The organism is Cupriavidus sp. BIC8F (assembly GCF_032465815.1).
Taxonomy (GTDB): Bacteria; Pseudomonadota; Gammaproteobacteria; order Burkholderiales; family Burkholderiaceae; genus Cupriavidus; species Cupriavidus necator.
Genome location: NZ_CP136094.1, coordinates 2,879,995 through 2,902,423 on the forward strand (window position 1 = coordinate 2,879,995; position 22,429 = coordinate 2,902,423).

The window sequence follows — 22,429 nt, forward strand, 5'->3', positions numbered from 1 at the left end:
GCTGCCGGCTGCTGTGCTACGGCGCCCGTGGCAGGGCGCCGCGGAGGGCGCGGGGGTGCGCTTTGGCGGGGCTTACTGCGCGGCGATCACGTTGGCGGCGGCCACGATCACGGCGGCAATGCGGCCGACATCGCGCAGCTGCTGCGCGGTCATGCCCTGTTCATTCTTCAGCAGCTGGTAGTGCGACTTCACGCAAAAGTGGCACTTGCCCACGATCGAGGCGGCCAGCGCGTACATCTCGAAACGGCGCTTGTCCACGCCGCCATGGGTGGCATAGGCGTTCATGCGCAGGCCGGCCGGCTGGCTGGCCAGGTCCGGATCGTCGGCCATCTCGACGTACGGGTACCAGGTGTTGTTCATGCCCATCAGCGCGGCCGCAGTCAGCGCGGCGTTCGTTTCCTCGGGCGACAGCACGCCGGCATTGCGGATGGCATCCACCAGCACCTTGCTCTGCGCCGCGAATGCCGCCGCCAGCGCCACGCCCACCGCATCGTTGCCTTCCAGCGAAGAGCGCGCGATGGTGCCGTCCACGTTCAGGCGGATGTCCTTGGCGAAATCGGGGATGAGATTCTTAATCGTGCTGAGGAATTCCATTTATTTCTCCTATCGGTCGGGGCTCAAAAAACCCGCGCAAGCGGGTTTTGATGCGGAGGGCAGGACCCTCCGCGATCGCCACGGTCTCTGGCGACTGACAGCAAATTACAGCGTGGCGCCACCAACGGCACGGTTGCACGGGCACAGCTCGTCCGTTTGCAGACCGTCCAGGATGCGCAGGACTTCTTCCGGGTTGCGGCCCACGTTCAGGTTGTTCACCGACACGTGCTGGATCACGTTGTCCGGGTCGACGATGAAGGTCGCGCGCAGGGCAACGCCGGCAGCGTGGTCACGCACGCCCAGCTGGTCGATCAGCGAACCGGTCACGTCGGCGAATTGCCACTGGTTCAGCTTGTTCAGGTCCTTGTGCTCGCGGCGCCATGCCAGCTTGACGAACTCGTTGTCGGTCGAGCCGCCCAGCACGATCGCGTCGCGGTCGGCGAAGTCGCCGTTCAGCTTGGCGAAGGCAACGATTTCGGTCGGGCAGACGAAGGTGAAGTCCTTCGGGTAGAAGTAGATGATCTTCCACTTGCCTTCGAACGACTTTTCGGTGATGTCTTCGAAAGCCGACTGGCCGTTCTCTTCGTGATTGTTGAAACCCGGCTTGACACCGACGACGTGGAAGGCTTCGAGCTTGTCACCAACGGTCTTCATAGACTTCTCCTGATACGGTTGCAATGAGAGCGGTGCTGCAGCACTGCCGGCGTGGGACCGGTACTGCATTTGCTGCAGTGCACCGCGACAAAACGTGATTATGCGTCATCATCCGGTACCGGGCTAATTGATATTCTCAAACAGCCCGATAGGCAAAGCATGTGACGCATGAAGCGAAGCCCGGCTTGAGCAGCCGCGTGGCATCGGACGGCTGGCGTCGATGCGGAAGGGCAAGTATGCCATGCGCGCTGGGCCCGCTTATGACAACTTGGTGATGATTGCCGAGAGTTCAACCCGGCATATTCACGCCGGATGCATCACAGGTTCGGCACGGCGCGCTCGGAATATCACCAGCGTGGCGACCAGACCGCACATCGCGGCGAACATCAGCCACAGCCCCGGCGCGGCCTTGTTGCCGGTGGCATGGATCAGGTAAGTGGAAATCGCCGGGGTGAAGCCGCCGAACAGCGCCGTGGCCAGGCTGTACGCCAGCGAAAAGCCAGCGGTGCGCACCGCTGGCGGCATGATCTCAGTCAGCGCCACCACCATCGCGCCGTTATAGCTGCCATACAGGAATGACAGCCACAGCTCCACCATCAGCAGCCGCGAGAACGAGGGCGCGGCCACCAGCCACGACACTGCGGGGTAGGCCGTCAGCAGCGTCGCCATCGTGAAGAACACCAGCAGCGGCTTGCGTCCGATGCGGTCGGACAGCGCGCCCATCAGCGGCAGCCAGATGAAGTTGGACAGGCCCACGCACATGGTGACGATGAGATTGTCGACTTCGTCCAGCTTCAGCACGGTCTTGCCGAAGGTCGGCGTGTACGCGGTGATCATGTAGAACGACACCGTGGTCATCACCACCATCATGCAGCCCGCCACGATGATGCGCCAGTTCTCCAGCATCGAGCGGTAGATCTCGCCGATCTCGGGACGGTGCTTGCGCGTCCTGAAGGCCTCGGTCTCTTCCAGCGAACGGCGGATCAGGAACAGGAACGGCACGATCAGGCAGCCGACCAGAAAGGGGATGCGCCAGCCCCATTCATCCATCTGCGCCGGCGCCAGCGTCGCATGCAGGATCACGCCGAGCAGCCCGGCGAAGATCACCGCGACCTGCTGACTGCCGGACTGCCACGCCACGTAGAAGCCTTTGCGGCCAGGCTTGGCAATCTCGGACAGGTAGACCGACACGCCGCCCAGCTCCACGCCCGCCGAGAAGCCCTGCAGCAGGCGCCCGGCCAGCACCAGCAGCGGCGCGGCCACGCCGATGGTGGCGTAGGCCGGCACGCAGGCAATCAGCAGCGTGCCCAGCGCCATCAGCACCAGCGTCATGATCAGGCCCTTGCGGCGGCCGTGGCGGTCGATATACGCGCCCAGCACGATCGCGCCCAGCGGCCGCATCAGGAAGCCTGCGCCGAAGGTGGCGAGCGACAGCATCAGCGAGGCAAACTCGTTGCCGCTCGGGAAGAACGTTTTGGCGATGGCGGCGGCGTAGAAGCCGTACACCATGAAGTCATACATTTCGAGGAAATTGCCGCTGACGACGCGGAACACGGTGCGGAACCCGTGCTGCGAACCGGAGGTATCTGACATGGCTGTCTCGCGTGTGCCGCCGGTGGGGCCCGGCGGCATGATTGTTCGGAGAAGTCAGCCAGCCGCGCGGTGTGAAGACGCCATGCAACGGGTGCATGCTGCGGGCAGGCTGACGGGCGCCAGTGTGCGCCGCGCCGCTGTCATTGCCCTGTCAAATGCCTTTCAGAAGGCTATCAACGGCTGTAGAAAACCTGTCAATGCGCCACTCATCCAGCGCGGCGGCGCTACGGGTCAGGCGCGCCGGAAACAGGCGCTGACCACCAGCCCCGTAGCCGGCCCAGGCCGGTTGGCCAGCACCAGCCGCCCGCCATTGCGTTGCATGATCCGGTTGACGATGGACATGCCCAGCCCCGCGCCCTTGGCTTCGCTGCGTGCGCTGTCGAGCCGGTAGAAGGGACGCGTCAGCAGCGACAGCTGCCCGTCCGGCACGCCGACGCCGTGATCCGCCACGGTCAGCACCGCCTCCTTGTCGTCCACGCGCGTGGTGATCTCTACCACGGCCATGCCGCTTTGCTCGTCCTTGGCATAGCGGCGCGCGTTCTCGACCAGGTTGTCCAGGATGCGCTGCACTTCCATGCGGTTGGCCACGGCCATCACCGGCTCATTGGCGCGCACGTGCACGCGCACGTCGTCATGCGCGGCGTAGACGCCCACGGCATCGTGCACCAGCGCCGACAGGTCCACCGGCTCGACGGTCTCCAGCGGCGGGCGCGCGTAGTTGAGGAACTGGCCGATGATCGCGTCCATCTGCTCGATGTCGGCGATCATGGCGTCGCGCGTGATGGTGTCCATCGGCGACATCTCAGTTTCCAGGCGCAGGCGGGTCAGCGGCGTGCGCAGGTCGTGCGAGATGCCGGCCAGCATCACCACGCGGTCGTCGTCGAGCTGGCGCAGGTCGCGCACCATCTGGTTGAAGCTGTGGTTGGCCAGCGCCACTTCGCTGGCGCCGTGCTCGGGCAGCGGCGGCGGGTCGCCGCCGGCGCCGATGGCGCGGGCGGCGTTGGCCAGCCGCTTGAGCGGGTAGTTGACGCGCGCGGTGATAAAGGCCGCGCCGATGATCGACAGCAGCAGCGCGGCAATACTCCACCACAGCCACTGGATGCCGGGCACGCGCTCGAAGCGCTCGGGGCTGATCGCCACCCAGTAGTCGTCGCCCTCGATCTCGAAGCTGACCCACACGCCGGGAATGTCGTTGACGGTGGTGGCCAGCACCGTGTCCTCGCCCAGGCGGCTGCGGATCTCCTGCTGCACCAGGGTGGTCAGGAACGGGTTGGCGGTGGGCGCGGCGAAGTCGTCGTCCTTCTCTCGCGGATAGACCTTGATGCCTTCGTTCTGCACCAGGTCGAGCAGCAGGAAGCGCCGCCGCGCGGGGTCGGAATAGAGCAGCGCTGCGCGCGTGAGCTTGACCACGCTGACCACCTGCATGGCGATCTGCTGCGCGCGCGGGGCGCGTTCGAACAGCCGGTAGCTCTGGAACCAGATGCCCAGCGAAATCGCCAGCAGCAGGGCGATAAGCATGAAGGTCCGCCAGAACAGCGAACCAAAGAACCGCGTTGCGGTTCTACCGATAACGGTCGCCACGATAGGAACAGCGGCCGCGATCGGTTATTTCACGCCATCGGGGATGAAGACGTAGCCCAGGCCCCACACCGTCTGGATAAAACGGGGGTTGCTCGGGTCCGGCTCGATCAGCTTGCGCAGGCGCGAGATCTGCACGTCCAGGCTGCGGTCGAACACTTCGTATTCACGGCCGCGCGCCATTTCCATCAGCTTCTCGCGCGACAGCGGCTGGCGCGGATGGCGGGCGAACACCTTGAGCACGGAGAACTCGCCGGTGGTCAGCGTGATTTCCTCGTCGTTCTTGGTCAGCGTGCGCGTGGCCAGGTTCAGCACGAAGTCGCCGAAGGCAAAGGTCTCGGGCGTTTCCGACGGGGCGCCGGGCACTTCGGCCGGGCCCTTGCGGCGCAATACCGCGTGGATACGCGCGATCAGCTCGCGCGGGTTGAAGGGCTTTGGCAGGTAGTCGTCTGCGCCCATCTCCAGGCCGACGATACGGTCTACGTCCTCGCCCTTGGCGGTGAGCATGATGATCGGGGTCTGGTCATTGGCCCCGCGCAGCCGGCGGCAGATCGACAGGCCGTCTTCGCCCGGCATCATCAGGTCCAGCACCAGCAGGTCGAAACGCTCGCGCAGCCAGAGCTTGTTCATCGCGGTGGCGTTTTCCGCCACCAGCACGGTGAAACCCTGTTCGCCCAGATAGCGGCGCAGCAAATCGCGCAGACGCGGGTCATCGTCGACGACAAGAATCTTGTGGCTGGTATTTTCCATGGCGGTATCTTAGCGACTATCGCTTTCGCTCAAAATGGCTTAACAAAACGTTACATACTTTACCCCGTGGTATGGCAGTGTGCACCAATCGTGCGATTACACTGCGCAATCCGTCTTTTTGGGCGCCATGCGCGGCAGATTTCCACGCATTTGCACCAGACGAACCACTGCCTCGCCCAGCCTGCCTAGCCCGCGCTGGCGCGATGCTTGCAGAGGGTGCGGCGCCGGACGGGGTACCGGAATTCCCGGCTTCAGGGCAGTCCATCCAGTCAGTCCAACAACTGCTTTTCCCGAAGCCAAGATCGCCATTATCAATGAAAGTGAACCGAACCCGGCACGGGCATCCGCAGCATGGTATCGCCGGCGCCTGCCTTGCGCTGGCGCTGGCCGTGCTGGCGCTGTGCATGCCGGCCGGGACGGTGCAGGCGCAATCGGCCGGCATGGCCAACCTGCTCAAGCGCCATCCGTCGACCCAGGCCAGCGATCCCGGCAACAGCCAGCGCGAGGCGCGGGCCCGTGCCGAGCGCCATCGCGCCGAGCAGCGCGACGCCGAGCGCCGGCGCGGTGACGAACGCGGCGGCTCGCGCCTGTCGCCGGACGAGCGCCGCAAGCTGCGCAAGAACCTTTACGACTTCGGGCGCGATATCTACCAGGGCGGCTGACCCGTTCTTGTCATGCCGCGCCCCTCATGGTACGCCACTGTGGCGCCTAGCCGCGCGGCTGGAAGTGCCGCAGGAAATCCACGAAGACTTCCGCCGCCAGCTGGGCATCCTCCGCCGTGATGGTTTCCAGCGGGTTGTGGCTGATGCCGCCGTTGCCGCAACGCACGAACAGCATGGCCACGTCGGTGATGCGCTGCATCATCATGGCGTCATGGCCGGCGCCGGAGGGCAGTTCGAAGGCCTGCAGCCCGCGCTTCTTCAGCACCGCCCCGAACTGGTCCATCAGCCAGCGCGCGCACGGCGCGTTGTTGACCGGGGGCACGCGCTCCACCTGCGCGGCCAGCCCGCGCCGTTCCGCGATCTGGCCGATGCCGGCCACGATGTCGGCGATGGCGGCCTCGCGGATGCCATCTTCGCCAGCGCGAATATCCATCGAGAAGGTGCAGGCCGCCGGGATGACATTGCTCGACCCATTGGGCACCTGCAGCTGGCCCACCGTACCGACCAGCGTCGGCGCCGCCGCGCAGCGCTGCTCCACCAGCAGGATCATCTCGGCCGCGCCCGCGGCGGCGTCGCGGCGCATGCCCATCGGCGTGGTGCCGGCGTGGCTGGCCTGGCCTTCGACCCGCACCGCAAAGCGGCTGCTGCCCGCGATCTGGGTGACCACGCCCAGCGGCAGGCCGTGGTGAAGCAGCACCGGGCCCTGCTCGATATGCACTTCGACAAAACCCAGCAGCGATGCCGGATCGACCGCCGCGGCGCGCAGGGCCTGCAAATCGCCCGCGCCGGGCAGGTCCGATGCCGCCAGCGCCTCGCGCAGCGTGATGCCGTCCGTGTCCTGGCGCTCCAGCAGGGCCGGATCGAAGCGGCCCGCCAGCACGCTGCTGGCCAGGAAGCTGGTCTTGAAGCGCAGGCCTTCCTCTTCGGCGAACCCCACCACGTCAAAGTGATAGGGCAGGCGGATGCCGGCCTGGTTGAGCGCGCCGACCACGGCGATCGGCAGCAGGATGCCAAGCCGGCCGTCATAGCGCCCGCCATCGCGCACGGTGTCGAAGTGCGAGCCGGTCATCAGCACGCGCGCGCCGGGCACGGCCGGGTCCGCCGCATAACGGCCGATGACGTTGCCGATGGCGTCGATCCGCACCTGCATGCCGGCCGCCTCCATCCACTGCGCAAGCCCGGCCTGCGCGGCGCGGTGGGCCGGGGTCAGGTAGGCGCAGGTGAGTCCGCCTTCCATGTCGGAGAAACGGGCGAGCTGGTCGGCGTGGGCGAGAATGGTATCGCCGAGGGAAGCTGAGGTCTGCGTCATGGCGGTACGGCTTGGGACGGGTCGAACAGAAAAGAGGGCAGGACGCTAGCTGTTGCGCAACCAGGTCTTCCAGGCAATCCACAGCTTGCGCAGCGGGGTCAGCGCGATGCGCTGGTTCAGCACCTGGAACTGGCTGGCTTCCAGCTCGTCGAGCAGCGCGTGGTAGATCGCGCCCATCAGCAGGCCGGCACGCTGGGCGCGGCGGTCCTGCTTTGGCAGCAGCGCCAGTGCCTCATGGTACAGCGCGCGGGCACGGCCGGCGTGGTACTGCATCAGCGCGACAAAGCGCTCGGAATGCTCGCCCTTCAGGATCTCGGATGCGGTCACCTGGAACTGCTGCAGCGTATTCACCGGCAGGTAGATGCGCCCGCGCCGCGCGTCCTCGCCGACGTCGCGCAGGATATTGACCAGTTGCAGCGACTGGCCAAGCTTCTCGGCAAAAACCAGCGTCTGCGGGTCGGTATAGCCGAACAGCCGCGCGCTGAGCGTGCCGACCACGCCGGCCACGCAATGGCAGTAACGGGTCAGGCCGGGCTCGTCCAGGTAGCGGGTCTGGGTCAGGTCCATTTCCATGCCTTCCAGCACTTCGGACATCTCGCCCTGGGGCAGGCCGGCGCTGCGCACGTGCGGCTGCAGGGCCTTGGTGGTCGGATGGGTCGGCTCGCCCTCGAACAGGCGGCGCAGTTCGGCGCGCCACCAGTCCAGTTGCTGGTGGGCCAGGCCCACGTCATGGGAGTCGTCGACCACGTCGTCGACTTCCCGGCACCAGGCGTACAGCGCGGTGATGGCGCGGCGGCGCTCGGCCGGCAGGAACAGGAAGCTGTAATAGAAGCTCGAGCCGCTCTGGGCGACTTTCTCTTGGCAATACTGATCGGGCGTCACGCCGGTCTCGGGTCGAAGATGTGGGGGGAAGCGGCAGAGGCGCGGCGGATTGTAGCATCGCGCCGGGCAGGGTATGGTCGCGCATGCCGAAGCCTGTCAGCGCAGTTCACCGGCCCGGAACCGCAACTGAGTCTTCATTCCAGCGGTTTCGTCGCCTGTCGTTTGACGCACCCGGGGGTCGTCGCTATATTACTGACCGGAAAGTTATTTATTGCCAATGCCGGCTGCCCGCGGCCATTCCGCCAGCCCCGACGCCTTCCCAGGCGCAGGGGATTGCGGTCACCGGCCAGTCTTGTCAGTTGTTCCCATCCGACTCGTTGCCTACCGATGCCAGTGCTTTGCCAAGTGCCGGAAGTTGCGGCTGCAGATACCCGTGTCGTTACGATGCCGCCGCGCCACATCGGTCGAGGCGTGACCGTAGCCGCACTTTTGACGGCCACCCTGCTGGCCCTGGCCGGCTGCGGCAAGAAGGCCGAGCCGGCGCCGGAGGTGCGCCCGGTGCGCCTGATGCAGCTGAGCCCGCACAACGGCAAGACCGCCTTCGAGTTCTCCGGCGACGTGCGCCCGCGCGTGGAGTCGCGGCTGGGTTTTCGCGTCGGGGGCAAGATCGCCGCCAGGCTGGTCGATGTGGGCGCGGTGGTCAGCAAGGGCCAGCCGCTGGCGCGCCTTGATCCCACCGACCTGTCGCTGGCCGAGGCCGGCGCCCGCGCCCAGTTCGAGGCCGCGAAGACCGACCGCGACCTGGCCGCCTCCGACCTGAAGCGCTACAACGACCTGTTCGCCAAGGGATTTATCAGCGCTGCCGAGCAGCACCGGCGCCAGGCCAACTACGACGCCGCCGAATCGCGGCTGCGCCAGGCCCAGGCCGGGCTGCGCAGCCAGGCCAACCAGACCGGCTACTCGGTCCTGCATGCCGACGCCGACGGCGTGGTCACGGCGATCGATGCCGAGGTGGGCCAGGTGGTGACGCCTGGCCAGCCGGTGGTGCGCGTGGCGCAGACGGCAGAGAAGGAAGTCGCCATCGGCCTGCCCGAAGACCAGGTCGACCTGCTGCGCGGCATTACCGACGTCACCATCCATACCTGGGCCGAGCCGCAGCGCACGCTGCCTGGCCGCGTGCGCGAGATTGCCGCGGCGGCCGACCCGGTCACCCGCACCTATGCCACCCGCGTGACGGTGCCGAACCCGCCCGCCGACCTCAAGCTCGGCATGACCGCAGTGGTGACCTTCATGCGCACCGGCGCCACCCCGGCCATCCGGGTGCCGCTGACCGCGCTGCTGCAGGAGCAGGGCCGCAACCAGGTCTGGATCTATGATGCCGCCGCCAGCACGGTCAAGCCGGTGCCGGTGACGCTGGGCGAGGCCATCGGCAATGAGGTCGAGGTGCGCCAGGGCCTGGCCCCGGGCCAGACCATCGTCACCGCCGGGGTGCACCTGCTGCGCGCGGGCCAGAAGGTGCGTCCGCTGCAGACGGTCGCGCCCGCCGCAGGACCTGCATCGGCCCCGGCGCCGGCCGCCACCCCGAAGCAGGGGTGAGCGGATGGACCATTCCCGCTTCAATCTGTCGCGCTGGGCGCTCGAGCACCAGCCGCTGACCCGCTACCTGCTGGTGGTGCTGCTGCTTGGCGGCATGCTGGCGTTCTTCCAGCTGGGCCAGGACGAGGATCCGCCCTTTACCTTCCGCGTGATGGTGGTGCAGGCGTTCTGGCCCGGCGCCACCGCCGAGCAGATCGCCGTCCAGGTGACGGACAAGATCGAGCGCCAGCTGCAGGAAGTGCCCTATGCGGACAAGATCCGCAGCTTCTCCAAGCCGGGCGAGACCACGGTGATCTTCCAGCTCAAGGACACCTCGCCGGCGAAGGAGACCGCGCAGGTCTGGTACACCGTGCGCAAGAAGATCGGCGATATCCAGCAGACGCTGCCCGCGGGCGTGCGCGGGCCGTTCTTCAATGATGAGTTTGGCGACGTGTACGGCACCATCTACGCGCTCTCGGCCGACGGCTTCAACTACAAGGAGCTGCGTGAGTACGCCGACCTGGTGCGCCAGGAACTGCTGCGCGTGCCGTCGGTGGCCAAGGTGTCGCTGATCGGCCTGCAGGACGAGAAGGTCTTCATCGAGTTCAACCAGGCGCGCTTCGCCCAGCTGGGGCTGGATATCAACGCCATCGCCGACCAGATCTCGCAGCAGAACAACCTGACCGGCAGCGGCGTGCTGGTCACCCCGACCGACAATCTGCAGGTGCGCCTGTCGGGCCAGTTCGCCAGCGTGGACGACCTCGAGAACCTGGTGCTGCGCGGGCCCAACGGCATCGCCAATATCCGCCTGGGCGACATCGCGCACGTCTACCGCGGCTATGTCGACCCGACCCAGACGCGCATGCGCTTCAACGGCAAGGACGTGATCGGGCTGGGCATTTCGATGCAGAAGGGCGGCGACATCATCGAGCTGGGCAAGAACCTGCGCGCGGCCTTTGACCATCTGCGCGGCCAGCTGCCGGTAGGCATCGAGATGGACCAGGTGCAGGACCAGCCGCAAGCCGTCAAGCGCTCGGTCGGCGAGTTTGTGCGCGTGCTGATCGAGGCGGTGGTGATCGTGCTGGCGGTCAGCTTCATCGCGCTGGGCCTGCATACGCGGCCCTTGCGGCTGGACGTGCGTCCCGGGCTGGTGGTGGCGCTGACGATCCCGCTGGTGCTGGCCGTGACCTTCCTGTTCATGCATATCTTCGGCATCGGCCTGCACAAGATCTCGCTCGGGGCGCTGATCGTGGCGCTGGGGCTGCTGGTGGATGACGCCATCATTGCGGTCGAGATGATGGTGCGCAAGCTGGAAGAGGGCTTCTCCAAGATGGAGGCGGCCACCTTCGCCTATACCTCCACCGCGATGCCGATGCTGACCGGCACGCTGATCACCGCGGCCGGCTTCCTGCCGGTGGGCCTGGCGCGCTCGACGGTGGGCGAATATACCTTCGCGATCTTTGCGGTGACGGCGCTGGCACTGGTGCTGTCGTGGCTGGCGGCGGTCTATTTCACGCCCTACCTGGGCTATCTGCTGCTCAAGACCCGCGGCCCGGGCGCGGGCGAGGCCCACGAGGTCTTCGACACGCCGTTCTATGCGCGCTTCCGCCGGCTGGTGGACTGGTGCGTGACCTGGCGCAAGGTGGTGATCGCAATCACGCTGGTGGCCTTTGCACTAGGCATCTACGCCTTCAAGTTTGTCGAGAAGCAGTTCTTCCCGGATTCCAGCCGCCCCGAGCTGATGGTGGAACTGTGGATGCCCGAGGGCACCAGCTTCGCCCAGATGGAAACCGAGGCCAAGCGCTTCGAGCAGCTGGTCGGCAAGGACCGCGAGGTCGAGAGCCTGACCACCTTCGTCGGCACCGGCGCGCCGCGCTTCTACCTGCCGCTGGACCAGATCTTCCCGCAGACCAACGTGGCGCAGGTGATCGTGATGCCGGTCAGCACTGAGGTACGCGACGCGCTGCGCCGCCGCATCATCAAGCTGATGGATGCCGAGTTTCCGTACCTGCGGGGCCGCGTCAAGCTGCTGCCCAACGGGCCGCCGGTGGCCTATCCGGTGCAGTTCCGCGTGATCGGGCCGGACGCCGCCGGGGTGCGCCAGCTGGCCGACCAGATCAAGGCCGAGATGCGCGCCAACCCCAACACCGTCGGGGTCAACGACAACTGGAATGAGAACGTCAAGATGCTGCGCCTGGAGATCGACCAGGACAAGGCGCGCGCACTGGGCGTGACCACCAATGCCATCGCCCGCGTCACGCAGACCGTGCTGAGCGGCGTGCCGGTGGGCCAGTACCGCGACGGCGACAAGCTGATCGACATCCTGATGCGCACCCCGCGCAATGAGCGCGATGCGATCTCGGACCTGAACAACATGCTGGTGCCGACCAACACCGGGCGCATGGTGCCGCTGACGCAGGTGGCGCGCGTGATGCTGCGCTCGGAGCCGGGCGTGGTGTGGCGCGAGAACCGCGACTTCGGCGTGACCGTGCAGTCCGATGTGGTCGACGGCATCCAGGGCCCGACGGTGACCGCGCAGATCAACCCGAAGCTGGACAAGCTGCGCGCGCAGCTGCCGCCGGGCTACCGCATCACCGTGGCCGGCGCGGAAGAAGAGAGCGGCAAGGCCGGCGCCTCCATCGCGGCGCAACTGCCGCTGTGCATCTTCATCATCTTCACGCTGCTGATGCTGCAGCTGCACAGCTTCTCGCGCGCGACCATGGTGTTCCTGACCGGCCCGCTGGGCCTGATCGGCGCCGCCGCCACGCTGTTGCTGCTGCGCGCGCCGATGGGGTTTGTGGCGCAGCTGGGCATCACCGCGCTGCTCGGCATGATCATCCGCAACTCGGTGATCCTGGTCGACCAGATCGAGCAGGACGTCAGCGCCGGCGTGCCGCAGTGGACCGCCATCGTCGAAGCCGCGGTGCGCCGCTTCCGGCCGATCATCCTGACCGCCGCCGCGGCGGTGCTGGCGATGATCCCGCTGTCGCGCTCGATGTTCTGGGGGCCGATGGCGGTGGCGATCATGGGGGGGCTGATCATTGCCACGGTGCTGACACTGCTGTTCCTGCCGGCGCTGTACGCTGCGTGGTTCCGCGTCAGGCGGCCGGAGGGCGGGGTGTCGGCGCTGGCAAGCTGAAGCGCCGCGCGGCTCACGCTGCGAGCTTGGCGATGGCCGCCTCCTGCAGCGACAGAGGGAGCGGGACTGGCGGACGCGCCCGGACTGGCGGCATCGGCCAGGCGCTGCGCGTAGAACGCCAGCACCGGGTCCAGGCTGTCATCGCCGGCCAGCGCGGGCAGCATGGCAGGCACCTGCGGCGAGGCGTCGAGCAGGCTGCGCACCAGCCCGCGGCGGTGGCCGATGCGCAGCGCGTCGACCAGTTGCCGGCGTGCGGCGGCGGGATCGCGGCGGCCCCGGCGGGCCTGCGCAATCAGCACGCGCAAGGTGGTCACGCGGGACCAGCGTCCGCCGGCCTCGGACAGCGCCGCCAGCGGCTCCAGGCGCGCCAGCGCGCCGTCGAAATCGTTGTGGTGCAGGCACATGCCGATGCGGGCCAGGTCGGCGTGGACCCGCACTTCCCAGGCGGTGCTGCGCACCGCGCCGGCATGCCGGGCCGCCAGCGCTTCCAGCCGCAGCAGGGCGTCGTCGGCGGCGTCGACATGGCCGTCTTCCAGCAGCCGGCGCGAGCGCAGTGACAGGGCTCCGGCCACCAGGCGGTCGACCCGGTGGCGCTGCCCGTAGCGCTCCAGCCGGTCCAGGCACGCCAGCGCACCGGCGTGGTCGCCGGCGTGCCAGCGGCTGCAGGACAGCGCCAGCAGCGCGCGCAGCACGGTGTCGGGGATCGAGATGCGCACCAGCACGTCGATGCGGGCATCGAGCAGGCTGGCTGCAGCCTCGACATCGTTGACCAGCTTGGTCGGCGTGACCGCGAAGGCAGGCGTGGCGGACTGGCGGGCGGATTCTGCTGGCGCGGCTCCGGCCGGGGACATGCTGGGCTCCTCTTGTCCGTGCGGCGCGGGCCGGCGGACCAATGCGATGACGGCATTGTAGGAGCGCCGCGCGGGCTGGCGGCGCCTTCAGGTGGTGGGCCACCTGATGCGGGTGGGGCGCTGTGTGCCCACCCGCGTGGCCCTTGCGTTACTGGTTCATGCGTGGTGCGCCATGATCCGCTCCGCCAGCGCGACCAGGCTGCGGTCGCTGCCCGCGGGGCCCAGCAGCGAGATGCCGAGCGGTGCGCCGTCGCGGCCGGCCAGCGGCAGGTTCAGCTGCGGGAAGCCGCTCAGCGGCGTCAGGCACAGCGTCTGGGCGGCGAGGTTGCGGTAGGTCTCCAGGAACTCGATCGGCTCTGCGCGCAGCGGTGCGATATCGGGCATGGTCGGCAGCACCAGCACGCCGTCCTGCCCCAGCAGCCGGCCCAGGTGCGCGGTGAAGTCGCGGCGCACGGCGCTGGCTTGCTCGAACTGGCTGCGGGTGACGGCCTTCGAGAAGGCGAAGCGTGCCGCGACATCGGCACCAAGCTCCAGCCCGTGCTGCTCGATCAGTTCGCCGTCGCTGTGCCACGCCTCCCAGCCCTGCACGTAGCGGAACGCCCACCACAGCTCGGACAGCGGCCGGTCGGCCACGGTGACTGGCGCGGCCCGGCCCAGCGCGGCTTCGATCCGGGCGACGGCCGGTGCCAGCGCGTCGCGGGCTTCCGGGGTCGGCTGGCCGAACAGGTCGGTGGCAAATAGCAGCCGCGGCGCGGCCGGCAGCGGCGCCGGGTCCGCGCCGAACAGCACCTCGGCCACGCGCGCGAAGGTGCCGATGTCGCGCGCGAAAAAGCCGCAGGTATCCAGGCTCTCGGACAGCGGCAGGCAGCGCTCCAGGGAAATGCGCCCGTGCGTGGGACGGATGCCGAACAGGCCGCAATGGCTGGCCGGCGCACGCACCGAACCGCCGGTGTCGGAGCCCAGCGCGAAGTCGCACAAACTGTTCGATACCGCCGAGGCCGAGCCCGACGACGAGCCGCCGGTGATGCGGTCCGGCGCCGCGCCGTTGACCGGGCGCCCGTAGTGGGCGTTCTGGCCGTTCATGGAGAAGGCCAGCTCGTCGGTGTGGGTCTTGCCGACGAAGGCGGCGCCGGCATCCAGCAGCCGCTGCACCGCCGGCGCGGTCGCGGCCTTGATGCCCGAGCGCGCCAGCACGTGCGGATTGCCGCCGCCGGTCGGATAGCCAGCTACATCGAACAGGTCCTTCACGGCAAAGCTCAGGCCCTGCAGCTGGCCGCTGGCGGCGTGCGGGACGGCAATCTGGGGGTACGGCATGAAGGCACGGGCAGGATGGGTGGCAAACGTCATGGGGGGCCTGGAATACTTTGGGGTTCTGGGATGGGGGTTATGCCGCGGTAGCGACCGCGGGCTCGGCGGCGAGCACGCAGCTGACGCGGTGCCCGGTGCCGACGGTGACCGCCTGCGGCACCTCGGCCAGGCATTGCGGGCGCGCATGTGGGCAGCGCGGCGCGAAGGTGCAGCCCGGCGGCAGCGCGGCCAGGTCGGGCGGGGCGCCGCCGATCGCCTGCAGCCGCTGGCCGCGGTCCATGCCATGCTGGCGGCTCTGCAGCAGGGCGATGGTGTAGGGGTGGCGCGCCGCGCGCAGCAGGGTCCGGATCGGGCCTTCCTCGACAATGCGCCCGCCGTACATCACCGCGACGCGGTCAGCGATCTCCACCGCCGCGCCGATATCGTGGGTGACGAAGACGATGGACAGCCCCAGTTCGTGCTGCAGCTCGCGCAGCAGGATCAGCACCTGGATCTGCACGGTGGCGTCCAGCGCGGTGGTGGGCTCGTCGGCGAGCAGGATCCTGGGCCGCGCCGACAGTGCCAGCGCGATCATCGCGCGCTGGCGCATGCCGCCCGACATCTCGTGCGGATACGCCGCCAGCCGCCGCTCCGGGCTCGGAATGCGCACGGACTCGAGCGCCTGCAGCGCGCGCTCGCGCGCCTCGGCGGCCGAGACCTTGTCGTGGGTGCGGATGCATTCGACGATCTGCTGGCCCACGGTGTAGACCGGGTCCAGCGCCAGCAGCGGCTCCTGGAACACCATCGCCATGGTGCCGCCGCGCAGCCGGGCCAGCGCGCGCTGGTCGAGCGCCATCACGTCGGCGCCGTCGACGCGGATCTGGCCTGCCATGCGGGTGCCGCGCGGCGGGTGCAGGCGCATCAGCGCGCGCAGCGTGACGCTCTTGCCGGAGCCGGATTCACCGATCAGGGCCACGGCCTCGCCGGGGCCCACGTCGAGCGAGACGCCGTTGACGGCGCGGATGGTCTTGCCGCCGCCGGAGAAGGTGACGTGCAGGTCCCGCACCGAGATCATCGGCGCGCCGGGTGTGCTTTGTGGGGTGGTGGACATGGTGGGCTCCTCAGGGCGCGGTGGCCAGCAGGCAGGCGACCGGATGCCCGGCCACCAGGTCGGTCAGCTGCGGCTCGCGCCGCGCGCACACGTCCTGCGCCATGGCGCAGCGCGGATGGAAGCTGCAGCCGGGCGGCGGGTTGATCGGATTGGGCGGGTCGCCCGCCAGCGGCGCGACCGCGGTGCGGCAGTCCGGGTCCATCGACGGCATCGATGCCAGCAGCGCGCGCGTGTACGGGTGCGCCGGGTGGCGATAGAGGGTCTCGGTATCCCCGATCTCCACCACCTTGCCCAGGTACATCACCATCACGCGGTCGCACAGGTAGCGGATCACGTTGAGGTCGTGGCTGATGAAGACGTAGGTCAGGTCGAACTCGGCCTTCAGGTCCAGCAGCAGGTTCAGCACCTGCGCCTCCACCGACTTGTCCAGTGCCGAGACCGCCTCGTCCAGGATCACCAGCCGCGGGCGCAGCGCCAGCGCGCGGGCAATGTTGACGCGCTGGCGCTGCCCGCCCGACAGCTCGTGCGGGTAGCGCCCGGCAAAGCGTGCCGGCTCCAGCCCGACGCGCTGCAGCAGGTAGCGGGCGCGCTCGGTGGCTTCGCGCGCCGGCACGCCATGGACGCGTGGCGTGAAGGCGATCGATTCCTCGATGGTCAGGCGCGGGTTCAGCGACGAATAGCTGTCCTGGAACACCATCTGCACCTGGCTGCGGAACTGCTTCATCGGCAGCTGGGCCGAGCCCACGCCCTGCGCGTCGAAGATCAGGTCGCCGCTGTCCTGCTGCGTCAGCTGCATCAGCAGCCGCGCGGTGGTGGACTTGCCGCAGCCGGACTCTCCGACCACGCCCAGGGTCTCGCCCTTGAGCACGTCGAAGCTGACGCCATCGACCGCGCGCACCGACGCGGCGCGCGCGCGCAGGCCAGGCAGGCCGGACTTGATGGGAAAGTGCTTGACCAGCTGGTGGGCGATCACCAGCGGCTGGGCCGGGCCGCCGACATCGCGGCCGGCCTGTGGGGAAGGGGCCCGCATCAGTGCTGGCATGGTTCAGTCCTTGATTTCCATGGCCGAGCGGATGCCGTCGGCCAGCAGGTTGAACGAGACCGAGGTCAGGAAGATCATGGCGCCGGGCAGGGCGGCAACCCACGGCTGGGTGTAGATGGCCGTGCGCAGCGTGTTGAGCATCAGGCCCCACTCCGGCTCGGGCGGCTTGACGCCCAGGCCCAGGAAGGACAGCCCGGAGGCCAGGATCATCGACACCGAGATCAGGCTGGTGGCATAGACGAAGATCGGGCCAAGCACGTTGTTGAGCACATGGGCGCGCACGATGGTCAGCGACGACGCCCCGGAAGCACGCGCCGCGTCGACAAACTCGCGGTTGCGCACCTGGGTGGTCACGCTTTCGGCCACGCGCACGATCTGCGGGATAAAGACGATGGTCAGTGACAGCAGCGCATTGCCCACGCCCGCGCCCAGCGTGCCCGACAGCGCGATCGCCAGCAGCACCGACGGGAAGGCGTACAGGATGTCGGTGAGCCGCATGATCACGGTGTTGGTCCAGCCGCCGGCATAGCCGGCGACGATGCCGAGTGCGCTGCCGATGACAAAGGCCAGCAGCACCGGCGTGATGCCCATGAACAGCGACAGCCGTGCGCCCAGCATCAGCCGCGACAGCATGTCGCGTCCCAGCTCGTCGGTGCCGAGCGGGAAGTGCTCGGTGCCGATCGGCTTGAGGCGCTTGAGGATCGATGCCGCGTACGGGTCGGCGGGCATCAGTGCCGGGGCGAACAGCGCCATCAGCACCAGCCCCAGCAGCACCAGCGCGGCCAGCATCGCCGGCTGGTTGCGCAGCAGGCGCCGGCCGACCGTGGCCCAGTAGCCGGGCGAGCGCCGCACCGCAGCGGCGGCCGGTGATTGGTCGAGGGTCATGTCCATGTCGGCCTCCTCAGTTGCGCTGGATGCGCGGGTCGAACAGCGTCTGCAGCGCATCGACCAGCAGGTTGAGCAGCACGAAGAACACCGCCAGCACCAGGATGGTCCCCTGCAGCAGCGGGAAGTCGCGCTGGAAGATGGCGGCGTTGAGCAGGAAGCCGGTGCCGGGCCACGAGAACACGGTCTCGATCAGGATCGAGCCGCCCAGCAGGTAGCCCAGCTGCAGGCCCATCACCGACAGCGCGGTCGGCGCCACGTTCTTGAGCACGTGGCGGAACACGGCCAGGTCGGACAGGCCGCGCGCGCGCAGGCCGACGATGAACTCGTTGGCCAGGATCTCCGCCACCAGCGCGCGCACCGTGCGCGCCACGATGCCCATCGGGATCACCGACATGGTCACCGCCGGCAGCAGCATGTACTGCATGTGCTCCCAGTCCCACGCCCAGTCGCCCGAACCGCCCGGCCCCGCGCCGGTGGCCGGCAGCCAGCCCAGCAGCACCGAGAACGCGATCACCAGCACCATGCCCAGCCAGTAGTGCGGGACGCTCACGCCCAGCACCGACAGCAGCGACGCGGTGCGGTCGGCCACGGAATCGCGCAGGTAGCCGGCGACAAAGCCGAACAGGCAGCCGAAGCTGAAGCCGATCAGCGTGGCCACGGTGGCCAGGCGCAGGGAATTGACCACGGCGGCGCCGACTTCGGCCATCACCGGGCGGCTGGTGGCGATCGAAGTGCCCAGGTCGCCCTGCAGCGCGCGGCCCAGCCAGTGCACGAATTGCTCCAGGAAGGGCTTGTCGAAGCCGTAGAGCGCGGTCAGCTGGCGGCGCAGGTCTTCCGAGGCGTCGGGCGGCAGCACCGACACCAGCGGATCGCCGGGGGCGATATGGACCAGCGAGAAGCACAGCAGCGCCACCCCGAGCAGGATGGGGATGGCATAGAGGATGCGGCGGAGCAGGTATTGCATGGGAGGATCCGGCAAGTTGGGGGCGTGCGTGCGCGGTGCGCGGCACGCGGGAAAGACCGGGCGGGATTGCCGGGCCGCGCGGCGGCGGGGCTGCCGCGCGGCGTCCGTCGGGCGCGGCCGGGATCAGTCCATCGACATCGTCGCGATATCGATAAACCAGCTCTGCGGCTGCACCACGCCCTTGACCTTCTTCGAGATCGCGCGCGGGCCGACGTCGTGCGCGATCAGCACGAACGGCGACTCTTCGACGATGCGGGCATGCAGCCTGGCCAGCGCCGCATCTCGCGATTTCTCGTCAAACGAGGTGCGCGCGTTCTCGATCAGCTTGTCGAACTCGGCATTGCCGAAGTAGCCCCAGTTGTTCGAGACCGGCGGCTGCGTCTTGGTGCTGACGAAGCGCACCATGGCGAAGAACGGGTCCATTGCCGCAAAGCTGACGTTGATGGCGTTGGCGCCGTGCGCGCTGGCGTCCTTGGCGCCGACGCGCCAGTTGGTGAAGAGGGTGTTCCACTCGACCACGTCGAAGTCGACGTCGATAAAGCACTCCTTCAGGTTCTGCTGCACGTATTCGTTCATCGGCAGCGGCTGCATCTGGCCGGAACCCGACGCCGACACCTGCACCTTGACCTTGACCGGCCTGGCGGCCGAGTAGCCGGCCTCCTGCATCAGCTTCTTTGCCGCGGCCGGGTCGTGCTTGATATCGAATTTCGGATTGCCCCACCACGGGTTGCCGGCCTCGACGATGCCCTTGGCCTCGGCCATGTAGCCGCCCAGCAGGGTCTTCAGCCCGGCGCGGTTGACGCACAAATTGGCGGCCTGGCGCACGCGCTTGTCCAGCCACGGCGAGCCGGGCGCGAACGACAGCTGCCACGGCCACATATGCGGCTGCGCGTTGGCGTAGACCTGGAAGCCGCGGCTCTTGATCTGGGCGATGGCGTCGGGCGCCGGGGCTTCGATCCAGTCGAGCTGGCCCGACAGCAGCGCGGCGGTGCGCGCGTTGGCCTCGGGCATCGGCACCATCACCACCTTGTCGATTTTTGGCACGCGCTTCGCGTCCCAGTATTGCGCGTTGCGCACCACTTCCAGGCGCTCGCGCGGCACCAAGCGGCTCATCCTGAACGGCCCGGTGCCGGCGGCGTCGGCGGCAAACGCGACCCAGGCCTGCTTGGAGCGCTCGACCGGATCGGTGACCGAGGCCGGCACCGCGGCGAACTTCTTCTCCCACTGCGTGGGCGAGGCCATGAACAGGTTGGTCAGGTTGTAGGGCAGGAACGAATCCGGCTCCGAGGTGACCAGCTCGACGGTGAGGTCGTCGATCTTCTTTGCCGTGCGCAGCGTCGGCATGCGCGAGGCGGTCACGCCGACCTGGCTGGGATCGAACTGCCTGGCGGTCTTGTCCAGCACTTTGCCGACGTTCCAGACCACGGCGTCGGCGTTGAACGAGGTGCCGTCGTGGAACTTGACGCCGGGGCGCAGCTTGAACACCCATCTGGTCTTGTCGGCGGCGTCGACCTTCCATTCGGTGGCCAGGCCCGGGATCAGCAGGCTGGGGCCGTTGCCCCTGGACAGGTCCCATTGGGTGAGGCCGTCGTACATCGGGATGCCGGAGAAGCGGTTGCCCTCGAAGCCCTGGTCTGGCTGGCCGAGCGTGCGCGGGATGTCGGCGGCGGTCATGCCGATGCGCAGCACCTTGTCGGCATGGGCGGCACCGGGCAGCGCGAGCAGCGCCAGCACGGCAGCGCTCATGACCGAGGCAGCTGACTTGAGACCTTTCGCGAGAAGGGAGGGATCGTGGTGCACAGGCTTGCTCCTGGGTTGGCTTGAGGGGACGGATGTCTGCAAAGCAAGTCATGTGCCACGGTGGCAGGGCAGGGAACCCGGGTCGAAGTGCGGGCGACGGTGGTCTGCTTCTTGCTGAACCTGCTGCCGTTTCCTCTTCCTCCACCCCACCCGCAAGCAGACATGGACCAGCTACACCTTCCCCGCATCAATGGCGCCCGCCTGTGGCAATCGCTGATGGACCTCGCCGCGATCGGCTCCACGCCCAGGGGCGGCGTGTGCCGCATCGCGCTGACCGAAGCCGACCGCAAGGGGCGCGACCTGGTGGTGCAGTGGTGCCGCGAGGCCGGGCTCGACGTGCGCGTCGACGAGATCGGCAACGTCTTCGCGCGCCGCGCCGGCAGCGACCCCGACGCGCGCGCCGTGGCCACCGGCAGCCATATCGACACCCAGCCCTCGGGCGGCAAGTTCGACGGCAACTTCGGCGTGCTGGCCGGCCTGGAGGTCATGCGCACGCTCGACGACCTGGGCATCGTCACGCGCGCGCCGCTGGAGGTTGCGTTCTGGACCAACGAGGAGGGCACGCGCTTCACGCCGGTGATGATGGGCTCGGGCGTGTTCGCCGGAGAGTTCGACGCGGCCTTTGCGCGCGCGCAGACCGATGTGGATGGCGTCAGCGTGGGCGACGCGCTGGCGGCCATCGGCTACCGCGGCGCGCAGCCGGCGGGCGCGGTGCCGGGCGGCATGTTCGCGGCCTACTTCGAGGCGCATATCGAGCAGGGGCCGGTGCTGGAGGCGGCCGGCCTGCCGATCGGCGTGGTCTCGGGCGCGCTGGGCCAGCAGTGGTACGACGTGACCGTGACCGGGATGGACGCGCACGCCGGCCCGACGCCGCTGGCGCTGCGCCACGACGCGATGCTGGCGGCCGCGCGTATGGTCGAGGCGGTCAACCAGATCGCGCGTGACGAGGCGCCGCACGGGCGCGGCACGGTCGGCTACCTGCAGGTCACGCCGAACTCGCGCAACGTGATTCCGGGCCGGGTCGATTTCTCGGTCGACTTCCGCAACCTGTCGCAGGCTGGCCTGGACCGCATGCACGCGGCCATGCAGGCGGCGTTCGAAGGCATTGCCCTGGCCGCCGGCGTGGAGGCTGAAATCCGCCAGGTGGTGAAGTTCGAGCCGTGCGTGTTCGCGCCCGAATGCGTGGACAGCGTGCGGCGCGCGGCCTCGGCGCTGGGCCTGCCGCATATGGACGTGGTCAGCGGCGCCGGCCACGACGCGGTCTACGTCGCGCGGCGCGCGCCCACCGGCATGATCTTCGTGCCGTGCAAGGACGGCATCAGCCATAACGAGCTGGAAGACGCGCTGCCCGAGCACATCGAGGCGGGCGCCAACGTGCTGCTGCAGGCCATGCTGGCGCACGCGCGCTAGGCGCCTGCGCCAGATCCGGGGCTAGTTGCAGATCGTGCCGGGAACCGGCTTGCCCGAGGCGGTCAGCCCCTGGCACGCATCGCCGCTCGCCAGGCTGGTATCCGCGGCCGCGGCCGGTGACAGCTTCAGCTTGCCTGCCACGGTGCAGCACCCACGGGGTGGTGGTGGGGCCGGCGTGCGCTTGGTCGCCGACAGCGGCGCCGGCCCACCGGCTTCCGCGGTTTCTTCCGCGTCAGGAAAGACGCACTGCCCTTGCTGGCAGATCCGCTCTCCTTTGCACTGCATGTCGTACTGGCATCCGGCGGCCTGTGCAAACGATGACCAGCCAGCGGTCATCGACGCTGCCAACAGCAAGGCGGGGAATTTCATATGCCCTCCGATCAGGGCTGAGATAACGATG

General features: G+C 68.4%; 18 protein-coding genes and 1 pseudogene. 4 read left to right on the top strand and 15 right to left on the bottom strand.

What is annotated here, in order from left to right; genetic code table 11:
* Positions 1-72: 72 nt before the first annotated feature.
* The 5 genes from RS901_RS13440 to ompR form a co-directional block, all read right to left on the bottom strand.
* The gene (locus tag RS901_RS13440) at positions 73-594 is read right to left on the bottom strand and encodes a carboxymuconolactone decarboxylase family protein (RefSeq protein WP_316149243.1); all 522 of its coding nucleotides are present in this window, start codon (positions 592-594) and stop codon (positions 73-75) included.
* A gap of 105 nt (positions 595-699) precedes the next feature.
* Positions 700-1,248, bottom strand: a complete 549-nt coding sequence (locus RS901_RS13445; protein WP_010810110.1) for a peroxiredoxin — start codon at positions 1,246-1,248, stop codon at positions 700-702.
* 303 nt (positions 1,249-1,551) lie between these two features.
* Positions 1,552-2,841 (bottom strand): MFS transporter, encoded by a 1,290-nt coding sequence (locus RS901_RS13450; RefSeq protein WP_316149248.1) that lies wholly within the window; start codon positions 2,839-2,841, stop codon positions 1,552-1,554.
* 231 nt (positions 2,842-3,072) lie between these two features.
* Positions 3,073-4,422, bottom strand: a complete 1,350-nt coding sequence (locus tag RS901_RS13455) for an ATP-binding protein (RefSeq protein ID WP_316149249.1) — start codon at positions 4,420-4,422, stop codon at positions 3,073-3,075.
* A gap of 24 nt (positions 4,423-4,446) precedes the next feature.
* Positions 4,447-5,169, bottom strand: coding sequence for a two-component system response regulator OmpR (gene ompR / locus RS901_RS13460; protein WP_010810107.1), 723 nt, complete (start codon positions 5,167-5,169; stop codon positions 4,447-4,449).
* Between the two features lie 314 nt (positions 5,170-5,483).
* On the opposite strand from ompR, the gene RS901_RS13465 reads away from it, so the two are divergent.
* Complete coding sequence (locus RS901_RS13465) at positions 5,484-5,831, top strand: hypothetical protein (protein ID WP_114135253.1); 348 nt, start codon at positions 5,484-5,486, stop codon at positions 5,829-5,831.
* A 46-nt stretch (positions 5,832-5,877) separates the two neighbouring features.
* Here the strand turns inward: RS901_RS13465 and RS901_RS13470 are convergent, their stop codons facing one another.
* Together RS901_RS13470 and hpnD are read right to left on the bottom strand one after the other, a co-directional pair.
* Positions 5,878-7,140 (bottom strand): Zn-dependent hydrolase, encoded by a 1,263-nt coding sequence (locus RS901_RS13470; RefSeq protein ID WP_316149256.1) that lies wholly within the window; start codon positions 7,138-7,140, stop codon positions 5,878-5,880.
* A gap of 45 nt (positions 7,141-7,185) precedes the next feature.
* Positions 7,186-8,022: a presqualene diphosphate synthase HpnD gene (hpnD, locus tag RS901_RS13475; RefSeq protein WP_316149258.1), complete on the bottom strand. Its 837-nt coding sequence runs from the start codon at positions 8,020-8,022 to the stop codon at positions 7,186-7,188.
* Positions 8,023-8,349: 327 nt separating this feature from the next.
* Here hpnD and RS901_RS13480 point away from each other — a divergent pair, with 327 nt between their 5' ends.
* Together RS901_RS13480 and RS901_RS13485 are read left to right on the top strand one after the other, a co-directional pair.
* A complete protein-coding gene (locus RS901_RS13480) occupies positions 8,350-9,558 on the top strand; it encodes an efflux RND transporter periplasmic adaptor subunit (protein ID WP_410054112.1) in 1,209 nt (402 codons plus the stop codon).
* A gap of 4 nt (positions 9,559-9,562) precedes the next feature.
* Positions 9,563-12,676: an efflux RND transporter permease subunit gene (locus RS901_RS13485; protein ID WP_316149261.1), complete on the top strand. Its 3,114-nt coding sequence runs from the start codon at positions 9,563-9,565 to the stop codon at positions 12,674-12,676.
* Between the two features lie 209 nt (positions 12,677-12,885).
* On the opposite strand, the pseudogene RS901_RS13490 reads toward RS901_RS13485, so the two are convergent.
* The 7 genes and pseudogenes from RS901_RS13490 to RS901_RS13520 form a co-directional block, all read right to left on the bottom strand.
* Positions 12,886-13,527: pseudogene (locus tag RS901_RS13490) on the bottom strand (helix-turn-helix transcriptional regulator); the annotation flags it as partial.
* A gap of 156 nt (positions 13,528-13,683) precedes the next feature.
* Positions 13,684-14,874 (bottom strand): amidase, encoded by a 1,191-nt coding sequence (locus tag RS901_RS13495; protein WP_316149262.1) that lies wholly within the window; start codon positions 14,872-14,874, stop codon positions 13,684-13,686.
* A 37-nt stretch (positions 14,875-14,911) separates the two neighbouring features.
* The gene (locus tag RS901_RS13500) at positions 14,912-15,925 is read right to left on the bottom strand and encodes an ABC transporter ATP-binding protein (protein ID WP_316149263.1); all 1,014 of its coding nucleotides are present in this window, start codon (positions 15,923-15,925) and stop codon (positions 14,912-14,914) included.
* 10 nt (positions 15,926-15,935) lie between these two features.
* Positions 15,936-16,967 (bottom strand): ABC transporter ATP-binding protein, encoded by a 1,032-nt coding sequence (locus RS901_RS13505; RefSeq protein ID WP_316149264.1) that lies wholly within the window; start codon positions 16,965-16,967, stop codon positions 15,936-15,938.
* A 3-nt stretch (positions 16,968-16,970) separates the two neighbouring features.
* The gene (locus RS901_RS13510) at positions 16,971-17,858 is read right to left on the bottom strand and encodes an ABC transporter permease (protein WP_316149266.1); all 888 of its coding nucleotides are present in this window, start codon (positions 17,856-17,858) and stop codon (positions 16,971-16,973) included.
* A 10-nt stretch (positions 17,859-17,868) separates the two neighbouring features.
* Positions 17,869-18,819 carry an ABC transporter permease gene (locus tag RS901_RS13515; RefSeq protein WP_316149268.1) on the bottom strand — a complete coding sequence of 317 codons (951 nt, stop codon included), beginning with the start codon at positions 18,817-18,819 and terminating at the stop codon, positions 17,869-17,871.
* Between the two features lie 123 nt (positions 18,820-18,942).
* Complete coding sequence (locus RS901_RS13520) at positions 18,943-20,565, bottom strand: ABC transporter substrate-binding protein (RefSeq protein WP_316149270.1); 1,623 nt, start codon at positions 20,563-20,565, stop codon at positions 18,943-18,945.
* Positions 20,566-20,781: 216 nt separating this feature from the next.
* Between RS901_RS13520 and RS901_RS13525 the strand changes: the two genes are divergently transcribed.
* Positions 20,782-22,029, top strand: a complete 1,248-nt coding sequence (locus RS901_RS13525) for a Zn-dependent hydrolase (protein ID WP_316149271.1) — start codon at positions 20,782-20,784, stop codon at positions 22,027-22,029.
* Positions 22,030-22,050: 21 nt separating this feature from the next.
* Here the strand turns inward: RS901_RS13525 and RS901_RS13530 are convergent, their stop codons facing one another.
* Positions 22,051-22,398 carry a hypothetical protein gene (locus tag RS901_RS13530; protein ID WP_013956495.1) on the bottom strand — a complete coding sequence of 116 codons (348 nt, stop codon included), beginning with the start codon at positions 22,396-22,398 and terminating at the stop codon, positions 22,051-22,053.
* Between the last annotated feature and the right edge of the window lie 31 nt (positions 22,399-22,429).

What these genes read in the sequence shown, in the direction of transcription:
- RS901_RS13440 (WP_316149243.1), bottom strand. Translation starts at nt 594, where the DNA reads ATGGAATTCCTCAGCACGATTAAGAATCTCATCCCCGATTTCGCCAAG.
- RS901_RS13445 (WP_010810110.1), bottom strand. Translation starts at nt 1,248, where the DNA reads ATGAAGACCGTTGGTGACAAGCTCGAAGCCTTCCACGTCGTCGGTGTC.
- RS901_RS13450 (WP_316149248.1), bottom strand. Translation starts at nt 2,841, where the DNA reads ATGTCAGATACCTCCGGTTCGCAGCACGGGTTCCGCACCGTGTTCCGC.
- ompR (WP_010810107.1), bottom strand. Translation starts at nt 5,169, where the DNA reads ATGGAAAATACCAGCCACAAGATTCTTGTCGTCGACGATGACCCGCGT.
- RS901_RS13465 (WP_114135253.1), top strand. Translation starts at nt 5,484, where the DNA reads ATGAAAGTGAACCGAACCCGGCACGGGCATCCGCAGCATGGTATCGCC.
- RS901_RS13470 (WP_316149256.1), bottom strand. Translation starts at nt 7,140, where the DNA reads ATGACGCAGACCTCAGCTTCCCTCGGCGATACCATTCTCGCCCACGCC.
- RS901_RS13480 (WP_410054112.1), top strand. Translation starts at nt 8,350, where the DNA reads ATGCCAGTGCTTTGCCAAGTGCCGGAAGTTGCGGCTGCAGATACCCGT.
- RS901_RS13485 (WP_316149261.1), top strand. Translation starts at nt 9,563, where the DNA reads ATGGACCATTCCCGCTTCAATCTGTCGCGCTGGGCGCTCGAGCACCAG.
- RS901_RS13495 (WP_316149262.1), bottom strand. Translation starts at nt 14,874, where the DNA reads ATGACGTTTGCCACCCATCCTGCCCGTGCCTTCATGCCGTACCCCCAG.
- RS901_RS13500 (WP_316149263.1), bottom strand. Translation starts at nt 15,925, where the DNA reads ATGTCCACCACCCCACAAAGCACACCCGGCGCGCCGATGATCTCGGTG.
- RS901_RS13505 (WP_316149264.1), bottom strand. Translation starts at nt 16,967, where the DNA reads ATGCCAGCACTGATGCGGGCCCCTTCCCCACAGGCCGGCCGCGATGTC.
- RS901_RS13510 (WP_316149266.1), bottom strand. Translation starts at nt 17,858, where the DNA reads ATGGACATGACCCTCGACCAATCACCGGCCGCCGCTGCGGTGCGGCGC.
- RS901_RS13515 (WP_316149268.1), bottom strand. Translation starts at nt 18,819, where the DNA reads ATGCAATACCTGCTCCGCCGCATCCTCTATGCCATCCCCATCCTGCTC.
- RS901_RS13520 (WP_316149270.1), bottom strand. Translation starts at nt 20,565, where the DNA reads ATGAGCGCTGCCGTGCTGGCGCTGCTCGCGCTGCCCGGTGCCGCCCAT.
- RS901_RS13525 (WP_316149271.1), top strand. Translation starts at nt 20,782, where the DNA reads ATGGACCAGCTACACCTTCCCCGCATCAATGGCGCCCGCCTGTGGCAA.
- RS901_RS13530 (WP_013956495.1), bottom strand. Translation starts at nt 22,398, where the DNA reads ATGAAATTCCCCGCCTTGCTGTTGGCAGCGTCGATGACCGCTGGCTGG.